This window comes from Pseudomonas sp. 13159349, from assembly GCF_013305685.1.
Taxonomy (GTDB): Bacteria; Pseudomonadota; Gammaproteobacteria; order Pseudomonadales; family Pseudomonadaceae; genus Aquipseudomonas; species Aquipseudomonas asiatica.
In genome coordinates this window covers 3,991,708-4,011,634 of record NZ_CP045553.1, presented here as the reverse complement: position 1 = coordinate 4,011,634, position 19,927 = coordinate 3,991,708, and the positions used below count along the sequence as shown (strand labels likewise).

Here is a 19,927-nt window from a genome sequence, read left to right as displayed (position 1 = left end):
CACCCGGTGAAAGAAGTACAGGTGTGCACTGAAACGTCTATTTTCAGGTCCGATGAAGGTCCTGTCCAGTGTTTAAGACTGCCGCACTTTAGCATTTATCGCCAGTCGCGGTTGTCTGACCGGGTAGCCAGCGCTGCAGCACGCGCTGCAGTTCAGTGCGGCGCAAGGGTTTGCTCAGGTAGTCGTCCATGCCGGCCGCCATGCAACGCTCGCGGTCGCCCTGCAAGGCGTTGGCGGTCAGGGCGATGATCGGTAGCCTGGCGCCGTTGGGCAGCTGGCGGATACGCCGGGTGGCTTCATAGCCGTCCAGGTGCGGCAGGCGGCAGTCCATCAGCACGGCGGCAAAACGCTGCTGGCTGACCCGTTCGACCGCCTCCAGGCCGTCCTCGGCCGTGCATACCGCCAGCCCCAGGCTACGCAGCATGGCCTCGATGACACTTTGGTTGACCGGATTGTCCTCTACCAGCAGCACCTGATCATTGTCGGCCACCGCCGGTGGCGCAGCGCTTGGTTGCGTCAGCGAGAGCGGGGCAGGGCTGGCCAGGGCCAGAGGCATCTCCAGGGTAAAGGTCGAGCCCAGGCCCTCACGGCTTTCGCCACGCAGCTTGCCGCCCATGCGTTCGGCCAGGGTGCGGGCGATCGACAGTCCCAGCCCGGTGCCGCCATAGCGGCGGGAAATCGAGCTGTCGGCCTGCTGGAAGGCGACGAACATCATTTCCAGGCGTTCGTTGTCGATGCCGATACCGGTGTCGCGCACACTGCAGGTCAGCCAGATCAGTTGGCGGTCCAGCACCTGCCAGCGCGCCTCGACCTGAACCTGGCCGCGTTCGGTGAATTTCAGCGCGTTGCCGACCAGGTTCAGCAGGATCTGGCGGATGCGCGTGGGGTCGCCGTTCACCTGCAGCTGCTCGATACCCGCCGGCATTTGCAGGTGCAGGGCAAGGCCGCGCTGTTGGGCGCTGTGCTGGAACGACTGGACGCTGCTGGTGATCAGTTCGCCCAGGTTGAAGTCGATGTGTTCCAGTTGCAGCGCGGCGCGTTCGATGCGCGAGAAGTCGAGGATGTCATTGATGACCTTGAGCAGGTGCCCGGTGGATTCGCTGGCCACCGCGGTGTACTCGGCCTGCTCGCTGTTCAGCTGCGTGGTTTCCAGCAACTGCAGCATGCCCAGTACGCCATTCATCGGCGTGCGCAGTTCGTGGCTCATCATCGCCAGGAAATCCGATTTGGTGCGGTTGGCCTGTTCGGCCTCCTCGCGGGCCTGGATAAGCTCGGCAATCGCCTGCTTCTGTTCATTGCTGGCCTGCGCCAGGCCATGGGCCAGGTTATTGATGTGGCGTGCCAGATGGCCCAGTTCGCTGTCATCGACCACCGGCAACAGGGTGTGGTACTCGCCCTGCTGGATGGCCTTGACCGCGTGCCCCATGTCGCTGATCGGCTTGGCGAGGCTAAGGGCCAGGCGGCGCGCCAGCAGGAAAGTGAACAGCAGGGCGAACAGCGCGAGGATACCGGCCTTGATCACGATTTCCTGCTGGCGCTGGCTGAAGGCGTCATCGGACATGCCGACGATGACCCTGCCCAGGTAATCGTCGCCAATGGCCGGGCTGGTGGCCTTGCCCTGTTGCAGGAAGTCGCTGTCCAGGCGGATCTGCTGCAGGCGGATGGGCGCCTGGAACACTTCGACGCGCTGCGCGCGGTTGGCGCTTTCGTCGGACTGCTCCACATAAACCAGTATGTGGTTGCGGCTGTCCTGCACCTCGAGGAAGCGCACGTGGGGGATGCTGAGCGTGGCGCGCATCAGGCCCTCGAGCACTTCGTTGTTGCCCGAGATCACCCCGTATTCCGAGGCTGGCGCCAACTGGTTGGCGATCAGTTGCCCGGTGTGGTTCAGTTCCTGGCGCAGGTCCTGGATACGCACGAAGGTGAAGAAGCTGATCAGCAGCAAGGTCAGCAGCAGGGCAGGGCCGAGGCTGATGATCTGGGTGCGGGTGTGAATGTCCCAGCTCAGGCGCTTGCTCATGGGGTGGGTTCTCCTTCGGCCAGGGCCTTGGCGGCGGCGTTCGGATCGATCGGTTCAAGGCCCAGGGCGCGCGCCACCTGCTGGTTGCCGCTGACGCCGAAGCGTACCGGGTACAGGCTGCGTGGCCAGCGCGCCGGTGGCTGGTCGAGCAACTGGTCGAGCACCGCCAGCCAATCGTCCTGGTCGCTGAAGGTGCTGGCCAGGGCGCCGGCGCGGACGAACCCGGCGTTCGGGCCGATCAGCGCCATCTGCCGGCCATAGCTGCTCAACAGCAGGTTTTTCGCAGTCTTGGAGTTGTACAGGTCGGCATCGTCCAGGCCCAGCAGCACGTCACTGTTGGCCAACAAGTGTTGCAAAGGGCGGCTGTCGCGCGGGTCGGGCCAGTCCTGGGCAATGATCTCCAGGCCCAGCGGGCGGGCGGCGTGGCGCAGCTCTTCGAGCAGAAAGCTGCTGTGCTCACCGTACAGCACACCAATGCGCTGGGCCTGCGGCAGCAGGTAGCGCGCCAGGCGCAACTGCCGGCCCAGCGGCGGATCGCTCCACAGCAGCGTGAGGAACGCGGGCCGCGACTTTCCCAGGCGCTGTTCAGCCTGCACCCGGCTGACCCTCATGGCCAGTGCCGGCGGGCCGGCAGTTTCCCCGAGGCGCCATTCCAGTGCGGCGTTGTCCAGCAGGATCAGGCGCTGGTCAGCCTTGAGCTTGCCCGGGGGTGGCAGGTCGGCGGTGGTCTGGAAATGTACATGGTCGTGCGGCCGGCGGCTTTCCAGCGCGGCGACGAAACTGCGAATGCCAGGCTGGTCTTCCGCGCCTACCAACAGGATTTCGCTGGCGAACAGTGGCCCCATCGGCCACAGGCACAACAGCAACAGGCGCAGCAGCAGGGCCATCAGAACTCCAGCTCCGCGCTGATGCTCAGGCGGTGGCGGCTGTCGTAGCGGTTCTGAATTGCCGTGGTCGGCTCATCGTCCAGGCGCTGTTGCCACAGCGCCGCCAGCTCCAGGTTGCTGCCATGCACCCGGAAACGTTTGGCCAGGCGCAGGTCCAGGCGCTCGTAGCGATACTGGTTGAGTGCATCGTCACCGTAATAGAACAGCGCGCTCGACCAACCGGCACCCCACTCGCGCATCCATCCGGCCGAGCCGCTGTTGCGCGCGCTGAGGCGGCGGTCGGCGGGGTTGCTGGCCCAGGCATCCACGTAGGCGTAGGTCACCCGCAGGCGGTCGCGCAGGGTCGGGCGCCAGTCCAGTTGCGCCTCGCTGCCGCTGAAACGGGCCTTGTTGGCATTGCTGGCGATGTACTGGTTGTTCTTCAGGGGCTCGCTGATCATGCCGGTGATCTCGTCATAGAACAGCTTCACATCCATGTTCAGGTCGATGTCGCTGAAGTAGCCGTTGTAGCCGAGTTCGCGCGAGCGCATGCGTTCCTGGTCGAGGTCGCCCGGGCCGCGGGTCTTGACGAAGTATTCGCCGTTTTGCAGGCCAAAAGCGTTGGGGGTCAGGTTCTTGACCGTGTAGCTCCAGTTGACGTTGTTCTCGAACATGTCTGGCGAGCGCACTGCCTCGGAATACACTGCACGCAGGCCATGGCGCGGGGTGATCAGGTAGTTGACCGCCACGCGTGGGGTCAGCGAGCTGCCGGACAGGCGCGAGTCCTCGAACATGGCACCACCCTGCAGGATCCAGTGTTCGTCGGCGCGCCACTCCAGCTGGCCGAACAGGCGCCAGGTCTGGTCGTCGATGCTGCCATTGAAGTAGGTCTGCGAGTCGGCACGATCATAGCGGTAGTTCATGCCGCTGAGCAGGCGCAGGCTGTCGGTCAGGCTCAGGGTGTCCTGGATTTCCAGGTCGTAGCGGGTTTCGCGGGTGCTCTGGTCGACGTCGCCGCAGACCTGCTGGTTGCCACCGTTCGCCCATTGCTGCTGGACCTTCTCCAGAAGCCCTCTCATGACGGGATCGTTGGTCGAAAGTGGCGCGCCGGTAGCAATGCCGCGTGCCACTTTTTCGGCGAAATCGGGGTTCATTTGCCAGAGCTGGGTCAATTCCGGGCTGAACGACTGCAAAGCGTCACAGGCACGCCACACCTGCTGACGGTCGAAATGTTGGGCAGAGCCTTGGATATACAGGCTGTGCTCAGAACTGAAGTCCTTGGTCCAGCGCAATGAGCCGGCGTAGTCCTTGGCACTGACGTCAGCGTTGTTACCGGCTTCGTATTTGGCGAACACCGGCTGGTAGGTATAAGGCCGCTGGTTGCTGCCTTCCTTCGCAGCAAGTTGCCATTCCAGGGTCTGGTCGTGTGCCAGGCTGTGGCTGGCGTTGATATTGAAGCGGGTCAGCCGGCGGCTGTCGCGGTAGTCCTGGCCGAACTGGTTCTCGTCGAAGCCATCGTCCTGCTGGCCTGACAGCGACAGGCGCATGTCGCCACTCTCCCAACCGAAGCCGTGGCTGGCGTAGAAATCGTTGATGCCGTCCTGGCCGCGGGTCATCTTCAGCCGCGTGCCATGGCTGTCGGCAGGGTTGCGGGTAAGGATGTTGACCACCGCCATCAGCGCGTTGGCGCCATAGCTGACCGTGTTGGGGCCGCGGAACACCTCGATGCGCTCGATATCCTCCATGGCCAGGGGGATGTCGCTCCAGTCCACCGTGGCCAGGCCGGCGCGGTACACCGAACGGCCATCGATCAGCACCTGCATGCGTCGGGCATCGTTGACGTTGCTGCCGTGGTAGTTGACCGTGGGTTGGTTGCCGGCGTTGTAGCCCACCATCATGCCCGGCACCAGGCGCAGCAGCTCGGGGATGTCACGGGCACCGCTGGCCCGGATCAGCTCGCTGTCGAGCACGGTCATGCTGCCCGGTACTGCGGCGGGGGATTGTTTCAGGCGCGTGGCGGTCAGAACCTGCGGCAGGTCCGTGTTGTCGATGAACAGGTCATCGGCCACGGCCGGGCCGCCGAGCAGGGCAGTCAGTATGAGCAGGCGCGGGTACGAGGGCGTGCCAGGGAACACAAAGCGGCCTTGTATCAGGATTGAAACAGGCATGGTAACTGACCGTGGGGGTTTTGCCAGTGATCTGCTTGCCAGTGAAGCCCGATCTAAGGACATGCACGGTACCTGTAGGAGCAGCCTTGCGCTGCGAAAGGGCCGGTACTGACACTGGTTCTGTAGCAGGCGAGCCGTATAATGGCTGGGTCGCCACTTAACTTTTGGCTTTAACGGATTGGATATGACTGAACAGCAACCTGTTGCAGTTCTGGGAGGCGGCAGCTTCGGCACCGCCGTGGCGAACCTGCTGGCAGAAAACGGTGTGCCGGTGCGCCAATGGATGCGCGATCCGGAACAGGCCGAGGCCATGCGGGTCAATCGCGAGAATCCCCGCTACCTCAAGGGCATCCGCTTGCACGACGGCGTCGAGCCGGTCAGCGACCTGCTGGCCACACTGCAGGCCAGCGAGCTGATTTTCGTCGCCCTGCCATCGAGCGCCTTGCGTAGCGTGCTGGCTCCGCATGCCGAGTTGCTGCGCGGCAAGGGCCTGGTCAGCCTGACCAAGGGCATCGAAGCGCAAAGCTTCAAGCTGATGAGCCAGATCCTCGAGGAAATCGCCCCCGAGGCGCGCATCGGCGTGCTGTCCGGCCCCAACCTGGCCCGTGAAATCGCCGAACATGCGCTGACCGCCACGGTGGTCGCCAGCGAGGACGAAAAACTGTGCCAGCAGGTGCAGGCCGTGCTGCATGGGCGTACCTTCCGCGTCTACGCCAGTGCCGACCGCTTTGGCGTCGAGCTGGGCGGGGCGCTGAAGAACGTCTACGCCATCATTGCTGGCATGGCGGTGGCCCTGGGCATGGGCGAGAACACCAAGAGCATGCTGATTACCCGCGCCCTGGCCGAGATGACCCGCTTCGCCGTCAGCCAGGGGGCCAACCCCATGACTTTCCTCGGCCTGGCCGGTGTCGGTGACCTGATCGTCACCTGCTCCTCGCCAAAGAGCCGCAACTACCAGGTCGGCCACGCGCTGGGCCAGGGCCTGAGCCTGGAGCAGGCGGTCAGCCGCCTGGGCGAAGTAGCCGAAGGCGTCAACACCCTCAAGGTGCTCAAGGCCAAGGCGCAGGAAGTGCAGGTATACATGCCGCTGGTGGCAGGCCTGCATGCCATCCTGTTCGAAGGCCGCACGCTGAACCAGGTGATCGAGCACCTGATGCGTGCCGAGCCGAAGACCGATGTCGATTTCATTTCCATCAGCGGTTTCAACTGAGCCTTCAGCGGCTCTGACAACAGCAAGGAGCAACACATGAACGATACGCCCGAACGCGCCCAGCGCGAGTCGATCATCCTGCGGGCCCTGTGGATGCTGGTGTTCCTGGTGGTCTGGCAGCTGGCCGAGCTGCTGCTCGGTGGCCTGGTGCTGGTACAATTGATCTACCGCCTGGTGTACGGCGCCCCCAGCGCCAGCCTGATGAACTTCGGTGACAGCCTGAGCCAGTACCTGGCGCAGATCGGCCGCTTCGGCAGCTTCCACAGCGACCAGAAGCCCTGGCCGTTCGCCGACTGGCCGGCACCGCGTGCCCCGGAAGGCGAGGCGCCGCATGCGGTGGCCCCGGCCCCGCACCCGGTGCGTGACGAGGAGCCCAAACTGTGAAGCTGTGGGTTCTGCGCCACGGCGAAGCGGAGCCGCGCGCCAACAGCGATGCCGAGCGCCGGCTGACCGCCCATGGTCGCGAACAGGTGCTGCATAGCGCCGCCCGCCTGCTGGGCCAGCCGCTGCAGGCGATCATCGCCAGCCCTTACGTACGCGCCCAGCAAACGGCTGCCCTGGTGCATGACACCCTGGGCTTCGCCGAACCGGTGCGCACCGTGCCCTGGCTGACGCCTGACAGTGATGTGCAGCAGGTTATCGGTGAAATCGAGCGCCTGGGCCTGGAGCATGTGCTGCTGGTCAGCCACCAGCCGCTGGTGGGTACCTTGGTAGGGGCGTTGCAGCATGGCCACCAGCAGCAACCAGCGGGCATGAGCACTGCAAGCCTGGCGGAGCTGGAAGGGGACTGGCCGCTGGCTGGGTTGATGACCCTTCGGGCGATCAACTCGCCGGCCTGAGTTCTCAGGCTATCTAGGTTTCCTGTAGGAGCAGCCTTGTGCTGCGAAGAGGCCAGTAGGGCAATAGCTCTTCTCCGGCAGTTATGGCCTCTTCGCAGCACAAGGCTGCTCCTGCAGGCAGTGCCCGCGCCCACAAGCCTGACCTGATAGCCCTCGCCGATGACCTTTCCGGACGTTGCCGAACCGCCCCGCGATACCGACAATGGGCCATCATCTCGCATCCGGACCCGGCGCCATGTCGCAGCAGATCTTCTTCGCCCATGCCAACGGTTTCCCGTCGGCCACCTACGGCAAGCTGTTCGCCGCCCTGGCACCGGACTACCAGGTGCAGCACCTGGCCCAGCACGGCCACGATCCGCGTTTTCCGGTGGACGACAACTGGCAGAGCCTGGTCGATGAACTGCTGCACCACCTGGCTCGGCAAGACCAGCCAGTATGGGGCGTCGGCCATTCGCTGGGCGGCGTGTTGCACCTGCACGCAGCCTTGCGCTGCCCCGAGTATTATCGCGGCGTGGTGATGCTCGACTCTCCGGTGCTCACCCGCGCCGACCAGTGGCTGCTGCGCACCGCCAAGCGCTTCGGCTTCATTGACCGTATCACCCCGGCTGGCCGCACCCTGGGGCGCCGCGAAACCTTCAATGACCGCGACAGTGCCCGGGACTATTTCGCCGGCAAGTCACTGTTCCGCCATTTCGACCCCGACTGCCTCGATGCCTACATAGAGCACGGCCTGCAGGCGATGGAGCAGGGGCTGCAGTTGCGCTTCGACCCGGCCACGGAAATCAGCATCTACCGCAGCATCCCGCATACCAGCCCTGCGCCCGCGCGGCAATTGCAGGTGCCGCTGGCCATGGTCCGCGGCGAGCGCAGCAACGTCATTCGCCGCCACCACACGCTGGCCGTGCGTGGCATGCCCAGGGGCGAATACCACAGCGTGCCGGGTGGGCACATGTTCCCGCTGGAGCGGCCAACCGACACCGCCAGCCTGATCAAGGGCCTGTTCGACCGCTGGAGCCAGGCATGAGCGCGCAGGTCGAGGAAATCCGACTGAGTCTGGGCCATATCGAACTGGCGGCGCACCTGTTCGGCCCGGAGCAGGGGCTGCCGGTGATCGCCCTGCATGGCTGGCTGGATAACGCCAACAGCTTCGCCCGCCTGGCGCCGCAGCTGAAAGGCCTGCGCATCGTCGCCCTGGACCTGGCCGGGCATGGTTACTCCGAGCACCGGCCGCTCGGTGCCGGCTATGCTCTGGCCGACTACGCCCATGACGTGCTGCGGGTGGCCGAGCAGCTGGGTTGGCAACGTTTTGCTCTGCTGGGCCATTCGCTGGGGGCAATCATTTCCGTGCAACTGGCTGGCGCGCTGCCGGATCGGGTCAGCCATCTGGCCCTGATTGACGGCGTCATCCCGCCGACCGGCGCCGAGCAGGATGCCGGTGAGCGGCTGGGCATGGCACTGCAGGCCCAGTTGCGCCTGGATGGCAAGCGCAAGTCGGTATACACCACACTGGAGCAGGGCGTGCAGGCACGCATGAAAGGCATGGTCGCAGTCAGCCGTGAGGCGGCCGAGCTGTTGGCCCAGCGTGGCCTGATGCCGGTGCCCGGCGGTTACAGCTGGCGCAGCGACAGCCGCCTGACCCTGCCTTCGCCAGTGCGCCTGAGCGAGGCCCAGGCCATGGCCTATGTGCACCGGGTGAGTTGCCCGACGCGCCTGGTCGTGGCCGCCGACGGCATGCTGGCGCGCCACACCGGGTTGCTGGAGCAGCTACCCTTTGAGCAGGTGACGCTGCCCGGTGGCCATCACCTGCACCTGAACGATGAGCAGGGCGCGGCCCTTGTCGCAGACTGTTTCAATCGCTTCTTTGGCTTTGCTTGACTTGCATCGGACAAGTGTCGAGGCTTGGCGGGTTGAACAGGGAGACAACCATGCAACTGCCAGACATCCTGGAGCTTCATCTCGGCGCTGAGCGCCGTCTGGTTCGCCAATGAGCGCGCCTGTTGCCATCCGTAATGCCTTCGCGGCCTGCCTGGTGTTCGCCAGCCCCGTTTTGTGGGCCGGCAGCCTGCCGGTACCGGTGGACGCCAAGGTGGTCGACCAGCGCCCGGCCGTGGAGCAGGAGCGCGTCTACCCCATGGGCCCACTGCGCAAGATCAGCGGCCGCCTGAGGGTCGAGGACAAGGTCGAAAGCCGTGGCCAGGTCAGCTCGGTAACCTACGAACTGCCGGTCGAGCGTACTGCTCGCGAAGTCTTCACCAGCGCTCGCGAAGCACTGCAGCGCGACGGCGGCTACCCGCTGTTCTGGTGCCAGGGCCGCGATTGCGGCGAGGCCAGCCTGTGGGCCAATGATGTGTTCGGCAATGCCCGCCTCAACGGCGGCGACGAGCAGCAGGCGTTCATCCTGCTGCGCCGCTCGGCGGAGCAGGCCGACACCCTGGTCGCGCTGTACAGTGTCACCCGCGGCAACCGCCGCGCCTACTTGCACGTGGAAGAGTTCGTCGCCGGCAGCCCGCTGGGCGAACTGCTGCCGACCGCCGCCACGGTGCTGCGCGAAATGCGCGACACCGGCAAGCTCGACTACCCTGACCTGGCCGCGCCGCAAGACGCCTGGGCGAACCTGCTGGCCCGCAGCCTGAACCTCGACAGCACCCTGCGTGCCAGCCTCAGTGGGGCCCAGGCTGAAGCCTGGCGCGAGGCGCTGGTCAAGGCGGGCGTGCGCAATGGCCGCCTCGAAGTCGGTAGTGCACCTACCGACGGCCTGCACCTTGAACTGATCCGTTGAACGGGCACCACCATGGCTAACAATGACCGCTTGCTGGTCCAGATTCTGCTACTGGCGCTGCTGGGTGCCGGCCTGTGGGTAATGGCACCTTTCATTTCAGCGCTGTTGTGGGGAGCCATCCTGGCCTTTGCCAGCTGGCCCTTGATGCGCTTGCTGACGCGAGCGCTGGGCGGGCGCGAAACCCTGGCGGCAAGCCTGCTGACCACTGCCTGGATCCTGATCGTGGCGCTGCCGCTGGTGTGGCTGGGGTTCAACCTGGCCGATCATATTCGCGACGCGACGGCGTTCGTGCGTGACGTGCAGGTGGACGGCCTGCCCGACGCTCCGGCGTGGCTGGGTGGCATCCCGGTGGTTGGCGAGCGCCTGGTCAGCTGGTGGCAATCGCTGGACCAGCAGGGCGCGGCCTTGCTGGCCTCGGTCAAGCCGCACCTGGGGCAGGTGGGCAACTGGTTGCTGGCGCGCAGCGCGCAGATCGGCAGCGGCGTGCTGGAACTGACCCTTAGCCTGGTGTTCGTGTTCTTCTTCTACCGCGATGGCCCGCGCTTGTCGGCGTTCGTCCTGCGCTTGCTGCACCGCCTGATGGGCGACCGTGCCGAGTACTACCTGGAGCTGGTCGCCGGTACGGTGCAGCGGGTGGTCAACGGGGTGATCGGTACGGCCGCAGCGCAGGGCGTGCTGGCGTTGATCGGCTTCCTGATTGCCGGTGTGCCCGGGGCCATTGTGCTGGGCCTGGTGACCTTCATGCTCAGCCTGATCCCCATGGGCCCGCCACTGGCATGGATTCCGGCCACCGGCTGGCTGGTATGGAAAGGCGAATACGGCATGGCGGTGTTCCTGGGAGCCTGGGGCACCTTCATCATCAGTGGCGTGGACAACGTACTCAAACCGTACCTGATCAGCCGTGGCGGCAATCTGCCGTTGGTGATCGTGCTTCTGGGCGTGTTCGGCGGCCTGATCGCCTTTGGCTTCATTGGCCTGTTCATCGGGCCGACCTTGCTGGCGGTCGGCTACAGCCTGCTGCTGGACTGGAGCCGCAACGCCGTCCCGCAGCCGCCTCAGCAGTAAACCTGTACTGGCCTCTTCGCGGGTGAACCCGCTCCCACAAGGATCTCCACAGCCCGGGAGAGCGGTGCGGTCCCTGTAGTAGCGGGTTTACCCGCGAAGAGGCCGGTTCAGGCAACCTCAACTCCCGATCTTTACGCCTTCTTTATCGCCATCCCCACCTCCCAGTCTCGCCCCTTTACGCCCCTCGCTCGGACAATTTCCCCAAAGCGGCCCAAGCCGCACCACGGGGAGAACCACACATGAACATGCTCGACGGGCTGTCACTGCTGCTGGCAGTGGCATTGGCGTTTTATCTGCTGGTGGCGCTGCTGCGCGCCGATCGCAGCTAGGGAGTGGCCATGCACAGTTACGATTTCGCCTTGCTGTTGGCATTTTTCGCCATCGTGCTGCTACCGGCACCCTGGCTCGGGCGGTTCTACTTCAAGGTCATGGAAGGCCAGCGGACCTGGCTGTCGCCCGTGCTGGGCCCGGTCGAGCAAGCCTGCTACCGGCTGGCGGGCGTGCGCGCCAGCCAGGAACAGAACTGGCAGCAGTACACCCTGGCCCTGCTGGCCTTCAACCTGGCCGGGTTCCTGCTGCTGTTCGCCGTGCTGCTGTTGCAGGGCTACCTGCCATTCAACCCGCAGCATCTGCCCGGCCAGGAATGGTCGCTGGCGTTCAACACCGCGGTCAGCTTCGTCACCAACACCAACTGGCAGGCCTACAGTGGTGAAGCGTCGGTCAGCTACCTGAGCCAGATGCTCGGCCTGACCGTGCAGAACTTCGTCAGCGCCGCCACCGGCCTGGCCGTGCTGGTCGCCCTGTGCCGCGGCATCGCACGGCGCAGCGCCACGACGCTGGGCAACTTCTGGGTCGACATGACCCGCGCCACCCTCTACGGCCTGCTGCCGCTGTGCCTGCTGCTGGCGTTGCTGCTGGTATGGCAGGGCGTACCGCAAACCTTGGCCGACTACGCTCATGCGCTCACCCTGCAGGGCACCGAGCAGACCATCCCGCTGGGCCCGGCCGCCAGCCAGATCGCCATCAAGCAATTGGGTACCAACGGCGGTGGCTTCTTCGGAGTCAACTCGGCGCACCCGTTCGAAAACCCCACGGCCTGGAGCAACCTGTTCGAGGTGGCTTCGATCATCCTCATTCCGGTGGCGCTGGTGTTCACCTTTGGCCACTACGTGAAGGACCTGCGCCAGAGCCGCGCCATCCTCGCCTGCATGCTTGCGCTGTTCCTGATCGGCGGCAGCACGGCGTTGTGGTCCGAGTACCAGCCCAACCCGGCCCTCGAGAGCGCGCAGGTACAGCAAAGCGCCCCGATGGAGGGCAAGGAAACCCGCTTCGGCACCACCGGTTCGGTGCTGTGGACAGTGACTACCACCTCTGCCTCCAACGGTTCGGTCAATGCCATGCACGACAGCCTCAACCCGCTGACCGGCATGGTGGCAATGGTCAACATGATGGTCGGTGAGGTGATCTTCGGCGGCGTCGGTGCAGGGCTTTACGGCATGCTGCTGTTCGTGCTGATCGCGGTGTTCCTGGCCGGGCTGATGATCGGCCGCACCCCGGAATACCTGGGCAAGAAACTGCAGGCCCGCGAGGTGCAGTTGCTGGTGGCGACCCTGCTGGTGATGCCGGTCGGCGTGTTGGTGCTCGGCGCCATTGCCGCCAGCCTGCCAGGCCCGGCAGGTGCAGTCAGCAACCCGGGTGCGCATGGCTTCAGCCAGCTGCTGTATGCCTACACCTCGGGCACGGCCAACAACGGCTCGGCCTTTGCCGGCTTTGGTGCCAACACGGTGTACCACAACCTGATGATCGGCCTGGCCATGCTCATCGGCCGCTTCGGCTACATCCTGCCGGTACTGGCGCTGGCTGGCAGCCTGGCGGCGAAGAAAAGCGCGCCCCAGGGGCTTAACAGCTTCCCCACCCATGGCCCGCTGTTCACCAGCCTGCTGCTGGTCACCATCCTGCTGGTCGGTGGCCTGACCTTCCTGCCGACCCTGGCCCTTGGGCCGATCGCCGAACATTTGAGTCTGGGTTTTTGAGGACCGACCATGAACATGCCCATTGCTGAAGTAAAAGCCCGGCAAAGTGCCAAGGATCAGACCCGTTTCGCCGCATTGTGGCGCCCGGCGCTGGTGCAGGCATTCGTCAAGCTCGACCCGCGCCAACTCAAGCGCTCGCCGGTGATGCTGGTGGTCGCCCTGACTGCGGTACTGACCACCGTCCTGTGTTTCGCTCCCGGCAGCGGTGTGAGTACCGGTGTGGCCGTGCAGATCGCCCTGTGGCTGTGGTTCACCGTGCTGTTCGCCAACTTTGCCGAGGCTCTGGCCGAAGGCCGTGGCAAGGCCCGAGCCGACAGCCTCAAGGCTGGCAGCCAAGGGCTTACCGCGCAGCGTCGCAAGCGCGATGGCAGCTACGAAACCGTAGCGGCCAGCGCGCTGCGCAAGGACGATGTGGTGCGCGTGGTAGCTGGTGAAATGATTCCCGGTGACGGCGAGGTGCTTGAAGGTATCGCTGCGGTCAACGAGGCCGCCATTACCGGCGAGTCCGCGCCGGTGATCCGCGAGTCCGGCGGCGATCGCTCAGCGGTGACCGGCAATACCCGGCTGGTCTCAGACTGGTTGTTGATCCGCATCACCAGCAACCCGGGCGAATCGACCCTCGACCGCATGATTGCCCTGGTCGAAGGCGCCAAGCGGCAGAAGACGCCCAACGAGATCGCCCTCGACATCCTGCTGATCGGCCTGACCCTGATCTTCCTGATCGTGGTGGTGACCCTGCAGCCGTTCGCCCACTTTGTCGGTGGCAGCCTGCCGCTGATCTTTCTCGCCGCATTACTGGTAACGCTGATCCCCACCACCATCGGCGGCCTGCTGTCGGCCATCGGCATTGCCGGCATGGACCGGCTGGTGCGGCTGAACGTCATCGCCCGCTCGGGCCGGGCGGTGGAGGCGGCCGGTGACGTGCACACGCTGATGCTCGACAAGACTGGCACCATTACCTTCGGCAACCGCCGCTGCAGTGCGCTGCACGCGGCACCGGGCATCACTGCCCGCGAGCTGGGGGAGTGCGCCTTGCTGGCCTCGCTGGCGGACGACACCGCCGAGGGCAAGTCGATCGTCGAATATCTGCGCCAGCTGCATGATTTTGTCGAACCGTCCGCCGGCCAGTTCGAGGCCGTGGCTTTCAGCGCCGAGACGCGCCTGTCGGGGATCGACTTTCAGCAACACCGCTACCGCAAGGGCGCTGTCGATGCCGTACTGGCGTTCGTCGGCATGCAACGCCTGGAAATGCCACCAGCACTGGCCCGTGAAGTGGAGCGTATTGCCCAGAGCGGCGGTACACCGCTGCTGGTGTGCCTGGACAAGCGCCTGCTTGGCGTGATCCACCTCAAGGATGTGGTCAAACCCGGCATTCGCGAGCGCTTTGCCGAGCTGCGCAAGCTCGGCATTCGCACGGTGATGGTGACCGGCGACAACCCGCTGACCGCCGCCGCCATCGCTGCCGAGGCCGGCGTGGATGACGTGCTGGCCGAGGCCACGCCAGAGAAGAAGCTGGCGCGCATCCGCCAGGAGCAGAACGACGGCCGCCTGGTGGCCATGTGCGGCGATGGCGCCAACGACGCCCCGGCACTGGCCCAGGCTGACGTGGGCATGGCCATGAACGACGGTACCCAGGCCGCGCGCGAGGCGGCCAACATGGTCGACCTGGACAGCGACCCGACCAAGTTGCTGGATGTGGTGCAGGTCGGCAAGGAGCTGCTGGTGACCCGTGGCGCGTTGACCACTTTCTCCATCGCCAACGATGTGGCCAAGTACTTCGCCATCCTGCCGGCGCTGTTCGCCGCCATCTACCCGCAGCTGGGCGTGCTCAACCTGATGCACCTGGCCAGCCCGCAGAGTGCGATTCTGTCGGCCATCGTATTCAACGCGCTGATCATCATCGTGCTGATCCCGCTGGCGCTGCGCGGCGTGCGGGTGCAGGCGGCCAGTGCGGCGCACCTGCTGCGGCGCAACCTGCTGATCTACGGGCTGGGTGGCATTGTCGTGCCGTTTGCCGGGATCAAGCTGATCGACCTGCTGCTCAATGCTCTGCACCTGGTCTGAGGAGGCCACCATGAATGCTTATGTACGCCCGGCATTGAGCCTGGCCCTGTTGATGACCTTGGTGACCGGCGCGCTGTATCCGCTGGCGGTGACCGGTATTGCCCAGGTGATTTTCCCCAGCCAGGCCAATGGCAGCCTGGTGCGCGATGACCAGGGCCAGGTACGTGGCTCGGCGCTGATCGCCCAGGATTTCCAGGGCGATGGCTGGTTCCACGCGCGGCCATCGGCAGGCGCCTACGCCACCGTGGCCAGCAGCGCCAGCAACCTGTCGCCGAGCAACCCGGCGCTGGCCGAGCGGGTCAAGGGCGATGCGGCTGCGTTGTACCAGGCGCAGCAGGGGCCGGTGCCCCAGGCGCTGCTCACCACCTCGGGCAGCGGCCTCGACCCGCACCTGCCTCCGGAGGCCGTGGCCTACCAGATCCCTCGGGTGGCCGCGGCACGGCAGTTGCCGGTGGAGCGCTTGCAAGGCTTGCTGGAAGAGGCCACCCTCCACCCATTGATCGGCCCGCCGGTGGTCAATGTGCTGGCCTTGAACCAGGCACTTGAGCATCTGGGCCACTGATATGGGGGCCGCTTTGCGGCCCTTCGCGGGCTTGCCCGCTCCCACAGGTACAGCGCAGCTTCCGAGTATTGCGATCACCCTGTGGGAGCGGGCAAGCCCGCGAAGGCCTGCGAAGCAGGCCCAAAAGAGGCTGCAGGACGCCGCCACACCAAAGGATGAAAGATGAGTGACTCCGCCCGCGCAGACGCGCTGTTGGCTACCCTCCCGCGAAGCGGCCGGGGGCGGTTGAAGGTGTTCCTTGGCGCCGCCCCCGGCGTCGGCAAGACCTTCGCCATGCTCCAGGCTGCCCACGCCCAGCAACGCCAGGGCGTGCAGGTGCTGGCCGGGGTGGTTGAAACCCATGGCCGTGCCGAAACCGAGGTATTGCTCGCTGGCCTTCAGCAACAGCCCCTGCTGCGCAGCCAGTACCGCGGCGTCACCCTCGAGGAAATGGACCTCGACGGCCTTCTCAAGACCGCGCCGGCCCTGGTGCTGGTCGACGAACTGGCCCACACCAATGCGCCCGGCAGCCGCCACGCCAAACGCTGGCAGGACGTACAGGAACTGCTGGCCGCCGGCATCGATGTGTACACCACGGTCAACGTCCAGCACCTGGAAAGCCTCAACGACAAGGTCCGCGACATTACTGGCGTGCAAGTGCGCGAAACCCTTCCGGACTGGGTGCTGCAGGAAGCCTTCGAGCTGGTGCTGATCGACCTGCCACCCCGCGAGCTGCTCGAACGTCTGCGCGAAGGCAAGGTGTACGTGCCCGAGCAGGCGCGGGCCGCCATTGATGCGTTCTTCTCGCAAACCAACCTTACCGCCCTGCGCGAGCTGGCCATGCAGACCGCTGCCGCCCAGGTGGATGCCGACCTTGCCCACGGCTATCGCCAGCGCGGCCAGGAAGCCCCGGCCCTGCGTGGGCGCTTGCTGGTGGGCGTGGATGGCGACGACCAGGCGGAACGTTTGGTGCGCCATGCCAGCCGCGTGGCGCAACGCCGCCACCTGCCCTGGAGCCTGGTGCACGTGGACAACGGCCGCCTGCGCGACGAAACCGCACGCCAGCGCCTGCAAGCTGCCCAGCAACTGGCCGAACGCCTGGGTGGAGAGGTGGTACTGCTGCGTGCCGGCGAAGTGGTGCGCACACTGATCCAGCATGCCGCCGAACGGCGGGCCAGCCTGGTGCTGGTCGGGCAGTCCCGCGACCGCCTGCGCCGGCGCCTGTTCGGTGCCGGTGTGGCCGCGCGGCTGCTGCGCGAAAGCCACGGCCTGGAAATCAACGTGCTGGACCGCGACGCGCAGCCGCAAGCGCCGCGTTCGGCGGTACGGCGGGTGTGGGTCTGGCGCCATTACCTGCTGGCGCTGCTGGCCACGGTCATGGCCGCAGGCCTGGCCTGGGCGGTGTCGAGTGTGCTGGCGCTGCCCAACATATCGCTGGTGTTCCTGGCCGCGGTGTTGCTGGTGGCAGTGCGCAGCAGCCTGGGGCCTGCGCTGGCCTGCGCGGTGCTGTCGTTCCTGACCTACGACTTCCTGTTCATCCCGCCCAACCTGTCGTTCAGGATCCAGCGCGAAGAAGACGTGCTGACCCTGGTGTTCTTCCTGTTGATGGCCGCGCTCACCGGCAACCTGGCCGCCCGCCAGCGCCGCCAGTTGCAGGCGCTGCGCGAGACCCAGGCGCAGACCAGCCAGTTGCTCGACCTGTCGCGCCGGCTGACCGTGGCCACCGACCGCCAGGCGGTGTTCAACGCCGCCGGCCAGCACCTGGACGGTTGGCAGGACATGCAGGTGTGCCTGCTGGAGCGCAATGTCGAAGGCCAGTTGCAGGTGGTCAGCGGCGAAGCCCATGCTTTCAGCGATAACGAACGCGCCGCTGCAGAATGGGCCTGGCAGCACGGCCAGGCCGCCGGTCATGGCAGCGACACCCTGCCCAATGGCCGCTGGTGGTGGTGGCCACTGGCGGTGGATGAGCAGCCCCTGGCATTGCTTGGTGTGCGCTCACGCTCCGGCCAGCCTCTCAGCGACCCGCGCCGGCGCCTGCTCACCGCCCTTGGCCAACCACTGGCCCAGGCCCTGGCCCGCGCCCGGCTGGCCGAACAACTGGAGGCCGCGCGGCTGCATGGCGAAACCGAGCAGCTGCGCAGCGCCTTGCTGGCGTCCGTTTCCCATGACTTGCGTACCCCGCTGACCGCCATGCGCGGTAGCATCGACAGCCTGCTGGCGCTGGGCGAGGCGATCCCCGCCGCCGACCGCCGCGAACTGCTGGAGGGCACCCGCAACGAGGCCGAACGCCTCGACCGCTACATCCAGAACCTGCTCGACATGACCCGCCTGGGCCACGGCGGCCTCAAGCTGGCCCGCGACTGGGTGGCGCCTGCCGACATCGTCGGCAGTGCACTCAACCGCCTGCGCGCGGTGCTGGCGCCGCTGCGGGTACACACCGACGTGCCGGCCGAGCTGCCGTTGCTGTTCGTGCATGCGGCGTTGATCGAGCAGGCGCTGGTCAACGTGCTGGAAAATGCCGCGCGCTTCTCGCCAGCCAATGGCCGGCTGGAGCTGCAGGTGTCGGTGCAGGACGCCCGGTTGTGCTTTGCCGTCAGCGACCAGGGCCCCGGTATTCCCGTGGAAGACCGCGAGAAGATCTTCGACATGTTCTACACCGCCGCTCGCGGTGACCGCGGCGGGCAGGGCACCGGCCTGGGCCTGGCGATCTGCCAGGGCATGATCGGCGCCCATGGCGGCCAGATCCTCGTGGGCGAAGGCATCGATGGCCAGGGCACCAGCATCACTTTATGCTTGCCGCTGCCCCCTCAACCTGAAACCGAAAGCGAAACCCCATGAGTCAGTCCGCCACCCTCCTGGTCATCGACGATGAACCGCAGATCCGCAAGTTCCTGCGCATCAGCCTGGCCTCGCAAGGCTACAAGGTGCTCGAGGCCGCCACCGGCGCGGAAGGGTTGGCCCAGGCGGCGCTGGGCAAGCCGGACCTGGTGGTACTCGACCTGGGCCTGCCGGACATGGACGGCCAGCAGGTACTGCGTGACCTGCGCGAATGGAGCGCGGTGCCGGTGCTGGTGTTGTCGGTGCGCGCGAGTGAAGTGCAGAAGGTCGATGCGCTGGATGGTGGAGCCAACGACTATGTGACCAAGCCGTTCGGCATCCAGGAGTTTCTGGCGCGGGTGCGTGCCTTGCTGCGCCAGGTGCCGCAGGCCGGTGGCTCGGAAGTGGCGGCCAGCTTTGGGCCGCTGATGGTGGACTTTGCCTTTCGCCGGGTGACCCTGGATGGCGTGGAAGTGGCGCTGACCCGCAAGGAGTATGCGTTGCTGGCGCAACTGGCCGGGCACCCGGGGCGGGTGATTACCCAGCAGCAACTGCTCAAGGATATCTGGGGGCCTACCCATGTGGATGACACCCATTACCTGCGGATAGTGGTCGGGCATCTGCGGCAGAAGTTGGGAGATGACCCCACGGCGCCGCGGTTCATCATCACCGAGCCAGGGGTGGGATACAGGTTGGTGGCGCCCACCATGTAATCCCTGTGGGAGCGGGCGTGCCCGCTCCCACAGGGTCCCTGCTAATTCAATGAGTTATGTGCAGTTCTATGAGAGCTGGCATGCCGGCGATGGGGCCAACGCAAGCAGCGCAACACAGTAAGTTCAGGGGGCGGTTCTCGACTCCAGATCCATTTCCGCTGGCCACTCTACTCGGGGTGCCAGGCGCAGGGCGAACTCACACCAGAGCACATCGTTGTGATCCTTGGGTTCCCCGGGTGGTGGCAGGGCTGAGGGGCCTTCCTGCATGTAGGTGCAGATGTAGGCCCAGGCATGCTGGTCGGCCCCCATCGTAACCAGAGGAAAACGGTCGATGACATTGTTTGTGCCTGGTGCAACGATGGAGAGTGTGACACCCCATTTGAAAATTAACCCACCGTTTGGCAGTGCGCCGGCCTGGGACCAGCGCTCGGCGCGGACTTGGGACCAGTCGTAGCAAACTGTTTCTACTTTCCAGTTCGTGAAGGGGTTCCACCAGCAGTACTTGAAATTGTATGCATACAATTTTTTACGTACTCGGTTGAAGCGAAGGGGTTCATCTCGGGGTGGGGATATGCTTACTCGAAGGCAAAATACGGATGCCCATACTCCGCATGCAAGTATTAATATATCAATTAGCACGGATTCGAAGTCTCTCCGTTCTAAGTTGGAGTTTATGAAACTGAACAGAGGGGTGGTGATGGCGATAGTTGGAAGCGAAAGGAAAGCCATTACTTCTCTTGCCCAACCGAGGGGTCTGGGTACTTCAAGGTAGATAAGATCCTGATGGTTAGGGGATTGATTGCCCAGGCTGG

The 19,927-nt window shown here is 65.4% G+C and carries 17 protein-coding genes; 13 read left to right on the top strand and 4 right to left on the bottom strand.

Features of this window, described 5'->3' with window-relative positions:
- Nucleotides 1-88: 88 nt before the first annotated feature.
- The 3 genes from GEV38_RS18560 to GEV38_RS18550 are packed head-to-tail and all read right to left on the bottom strand — an operon-like array spanning nt 89 to nt 5,054.
- On the bottom strand, nt 89-2,020 hold the full coding sequence (locus GEV38_RS18560) for an ATP-binding protein (protein WP_015271087.1): 1,932 nt from the start codon (nt 2,018-2,020) through the stop codon (nt 89-91).
- Entirely contained in the window at nt 2,017-2,907 is an 891-nt protein-coding gene (locus GEV38_RS18555; RefSeq protein ID WP_015271086.1) for an ABC transporter substrate-binding protein, read from the bottom strand. Before GEV38_RS18555 ends, GEV38_RS18560 begins: the two co-directional genes overlap by 4 nt.
- Nucleotides 2,907-5,054, bottom strand: a complete 2,148-nt coding sequence (locus GEV38_RS18550; protein WP_015271085.1) for a TonB-dependent siderophore receptor — start codon at nt 5,052-5,054, stop codon at nt 2,907-2,909. The genes GEV38_RS18555 and GEV38_RS18550 overlap by 1 nt, the downstream gene beginning before the upstream one ends.
- 184 nt (nt 5,055-5,238) lie before the next feature.
- Between GEV38_RS18550 and GEV38_RS18545 the strand changes: the two genes are divergently transcribed.
- The 13 genes from GEV38_RS18545 to GEV38_RS18485 all read left to right on the top strand — a co-directional run bounded on the left by GEV38_RS18545 (nt 5,239) and on the right by GEV38_RS18485 (nt 19,115).
- Nucleotides 5,239-6,264 (top strand): NAD(P)H-dependent glycerol-3-phosphate dehydrogenase, encoded by a 1,026-nt coding sequence (locus GEV38_RS18545; RefSeq protein ID WP_013973425.1) that lies wholly within the window; start codon nt 5,239-5,241, stop codon nt 6,262-6,264.
- 36 nt (nt 6,265-6,300) lie between these two features.
- A complete protein-coding gene (locus tag GEV38_RS18540) occupies nt 6,301-6,648 on the top strand; it encodes a DUF4389 domain-containing protein (RefSeq protein ID WP_013973424.1) in 348 nt (115 codons plus the stop codon).
- Complete coding sequence (sixA, locus tag GEV38_RS18535) at nt 6,645-7,103, top strand: phosphohistidine phosphatase SixA (protein WP_015271084.1); 459 nt, start codon at nt 6,645-6,647, stop codon at nt 7,101-7,103. The genes GEV38_RS18540 and sixA overlap by 4 nt, the downstream gene beginning before the upstream one ends.
- Nucleotides 7,104-7,338: 235 nt before the next feature.
- The gene (locus GEV38_RS18530) at nt 7,339-8,127 is read left to right on the top strand and encodes an alpha/beta fold hydrolase (protein WP_015271083.1); all 789 of its coding nucleotides are present in this window, start codon (nt 7,339-7,341) and stop codon (nt 8,125-8,127) included.
- The gene (locus GEV38_RS18525; RefSeq protein WP_015271082.1) at nt 8,124-8,978 is read left to right on the top strand and encodes an alpha/beta hydrolase; all 855 of its coding nucleotides are present in this window, start codon (nt 8,124-8,126) and stop codon (nt 8,976-8,978) included. The genes GEV38_RS18530 and GEV38_RS18525 overlap by 4 nt, the downstream gene beginning before the upstream one ends.
- 109 nt (nt 8,979-9,087) lie before the next feature.
- Entirely contained in the window at nt 9,088-9,882 is a 795-nt protein-coding gene (locus GEV38_RS18520; protein WP_054572520.1) for a DUF4892 domain-containing protein, read from the top strand.
- A 12-nt stretch (nt 9,883-9,894) separates the two neighbouring features.
- Nucleotides 9,895-10,947 (top strand): AI-2E family transporter, encoded by a 1,053-nt coding sequence (locus tag GEV38_RS18515; protein WP_015271080.1) that lies wholly within the window; start codon nt 9,895-9,897, stop codon nt 10,945-10,947.
- 239 nt (nt 10,948-11,186) lie between these two features.
- Entirely contained in the window at nt 11,187-11,276 is a 90-nt protein-coding gene (gene kdpF, locus GEV38_RS18510) for a K(+)-transporting ATPase subunit F (RefSeq protein ID WP_003251485.1), read from the top strand.
- 9 nt (nt 11,277-11,285) lie between these two features.
- Nucleotides 11,286-12,980 (top strand): potassium-transporting ATPase subunit KdpA, encoded by a 1,695-nt coding sequence (gene kdpA, locus GEV38_RS18505; protein ID WP_015271079.1) that lies wholly within the window; start codon nt 11,286-11,288, stop codon nt 12,978-12,980.
- 9 nt (nt 12,981-12,989) lie between these two features.
- Nucleotides 12,990-15,044 carry a potassium-transporting ATPase subunit KdpB gene (gene kdpB, locus GEV38_RS18500; RefSeq protein ID WP_173895915.1) on the top strand — a complete coding sequence of 685 codons (2,055 nt, stop codon included), beginning with the start codon at nt 12,990-12,992 and terminating at the stop codon, nt 15,042-15,044.
- A gap of 10 nt (nt 15,045-15,054) precedes the next feature.
- Entirely contained in the window at nt 15,055-15,606 is a 552-nt protein-coding gene (gene kdpC, locus GEV38_RS18495; protein ID WP_015271077.1) for a potassium-transporting ATPase subunit KdpC, read from the top strand.
- A 162-nt stretch (nt 15,607-15,768) separates the two neighbouring features.
- Nucleotides 15,769-18,423: a sensor histidine kinase KdpD gene (locus tag GEV38_RS18490; protein WP_054572519.1), complete on the top strand. Its 2,655-nt coding sequence runs from the start codon at nt 15,769-15,771 to the stop codon at nt 18,421-18,423.
- Nucleotides 18,420-19,115 carry a response regulator gene (locus GEV38_RS18485; RefSeq protein ID WP_013973414.1) on the top strand — a complete coding sequence of 232 codons (696 nt, stop codon included), beginning with the start codon at nt 18,420-18,422 and terminating at the stop codon, nt 19,113-19,115. Before GEV38_RS18490 ends, GEV38_RS18485 begins: the two co-directional genes overlap by 4 nt.
- Nucleotides 19,116-19,238: 123 nt before the next feature.
- Here the strand turns inward: GEV38_RS18485 and GEV38_RS28070 are convergent, their stop codons facing one another.
- A complete protein-coding gene (locus tag GEV38_RS28070; RefSeq protein WP_308700760.1) occupies nt 19,239-19,844 on the bottom strand; it encodes a DUF6708 domain-containing protein in 606 nt (201 codons plus the stop codon).
- Nucleotides 19,845-19,927: the final 83 nt, after the last annotated feature.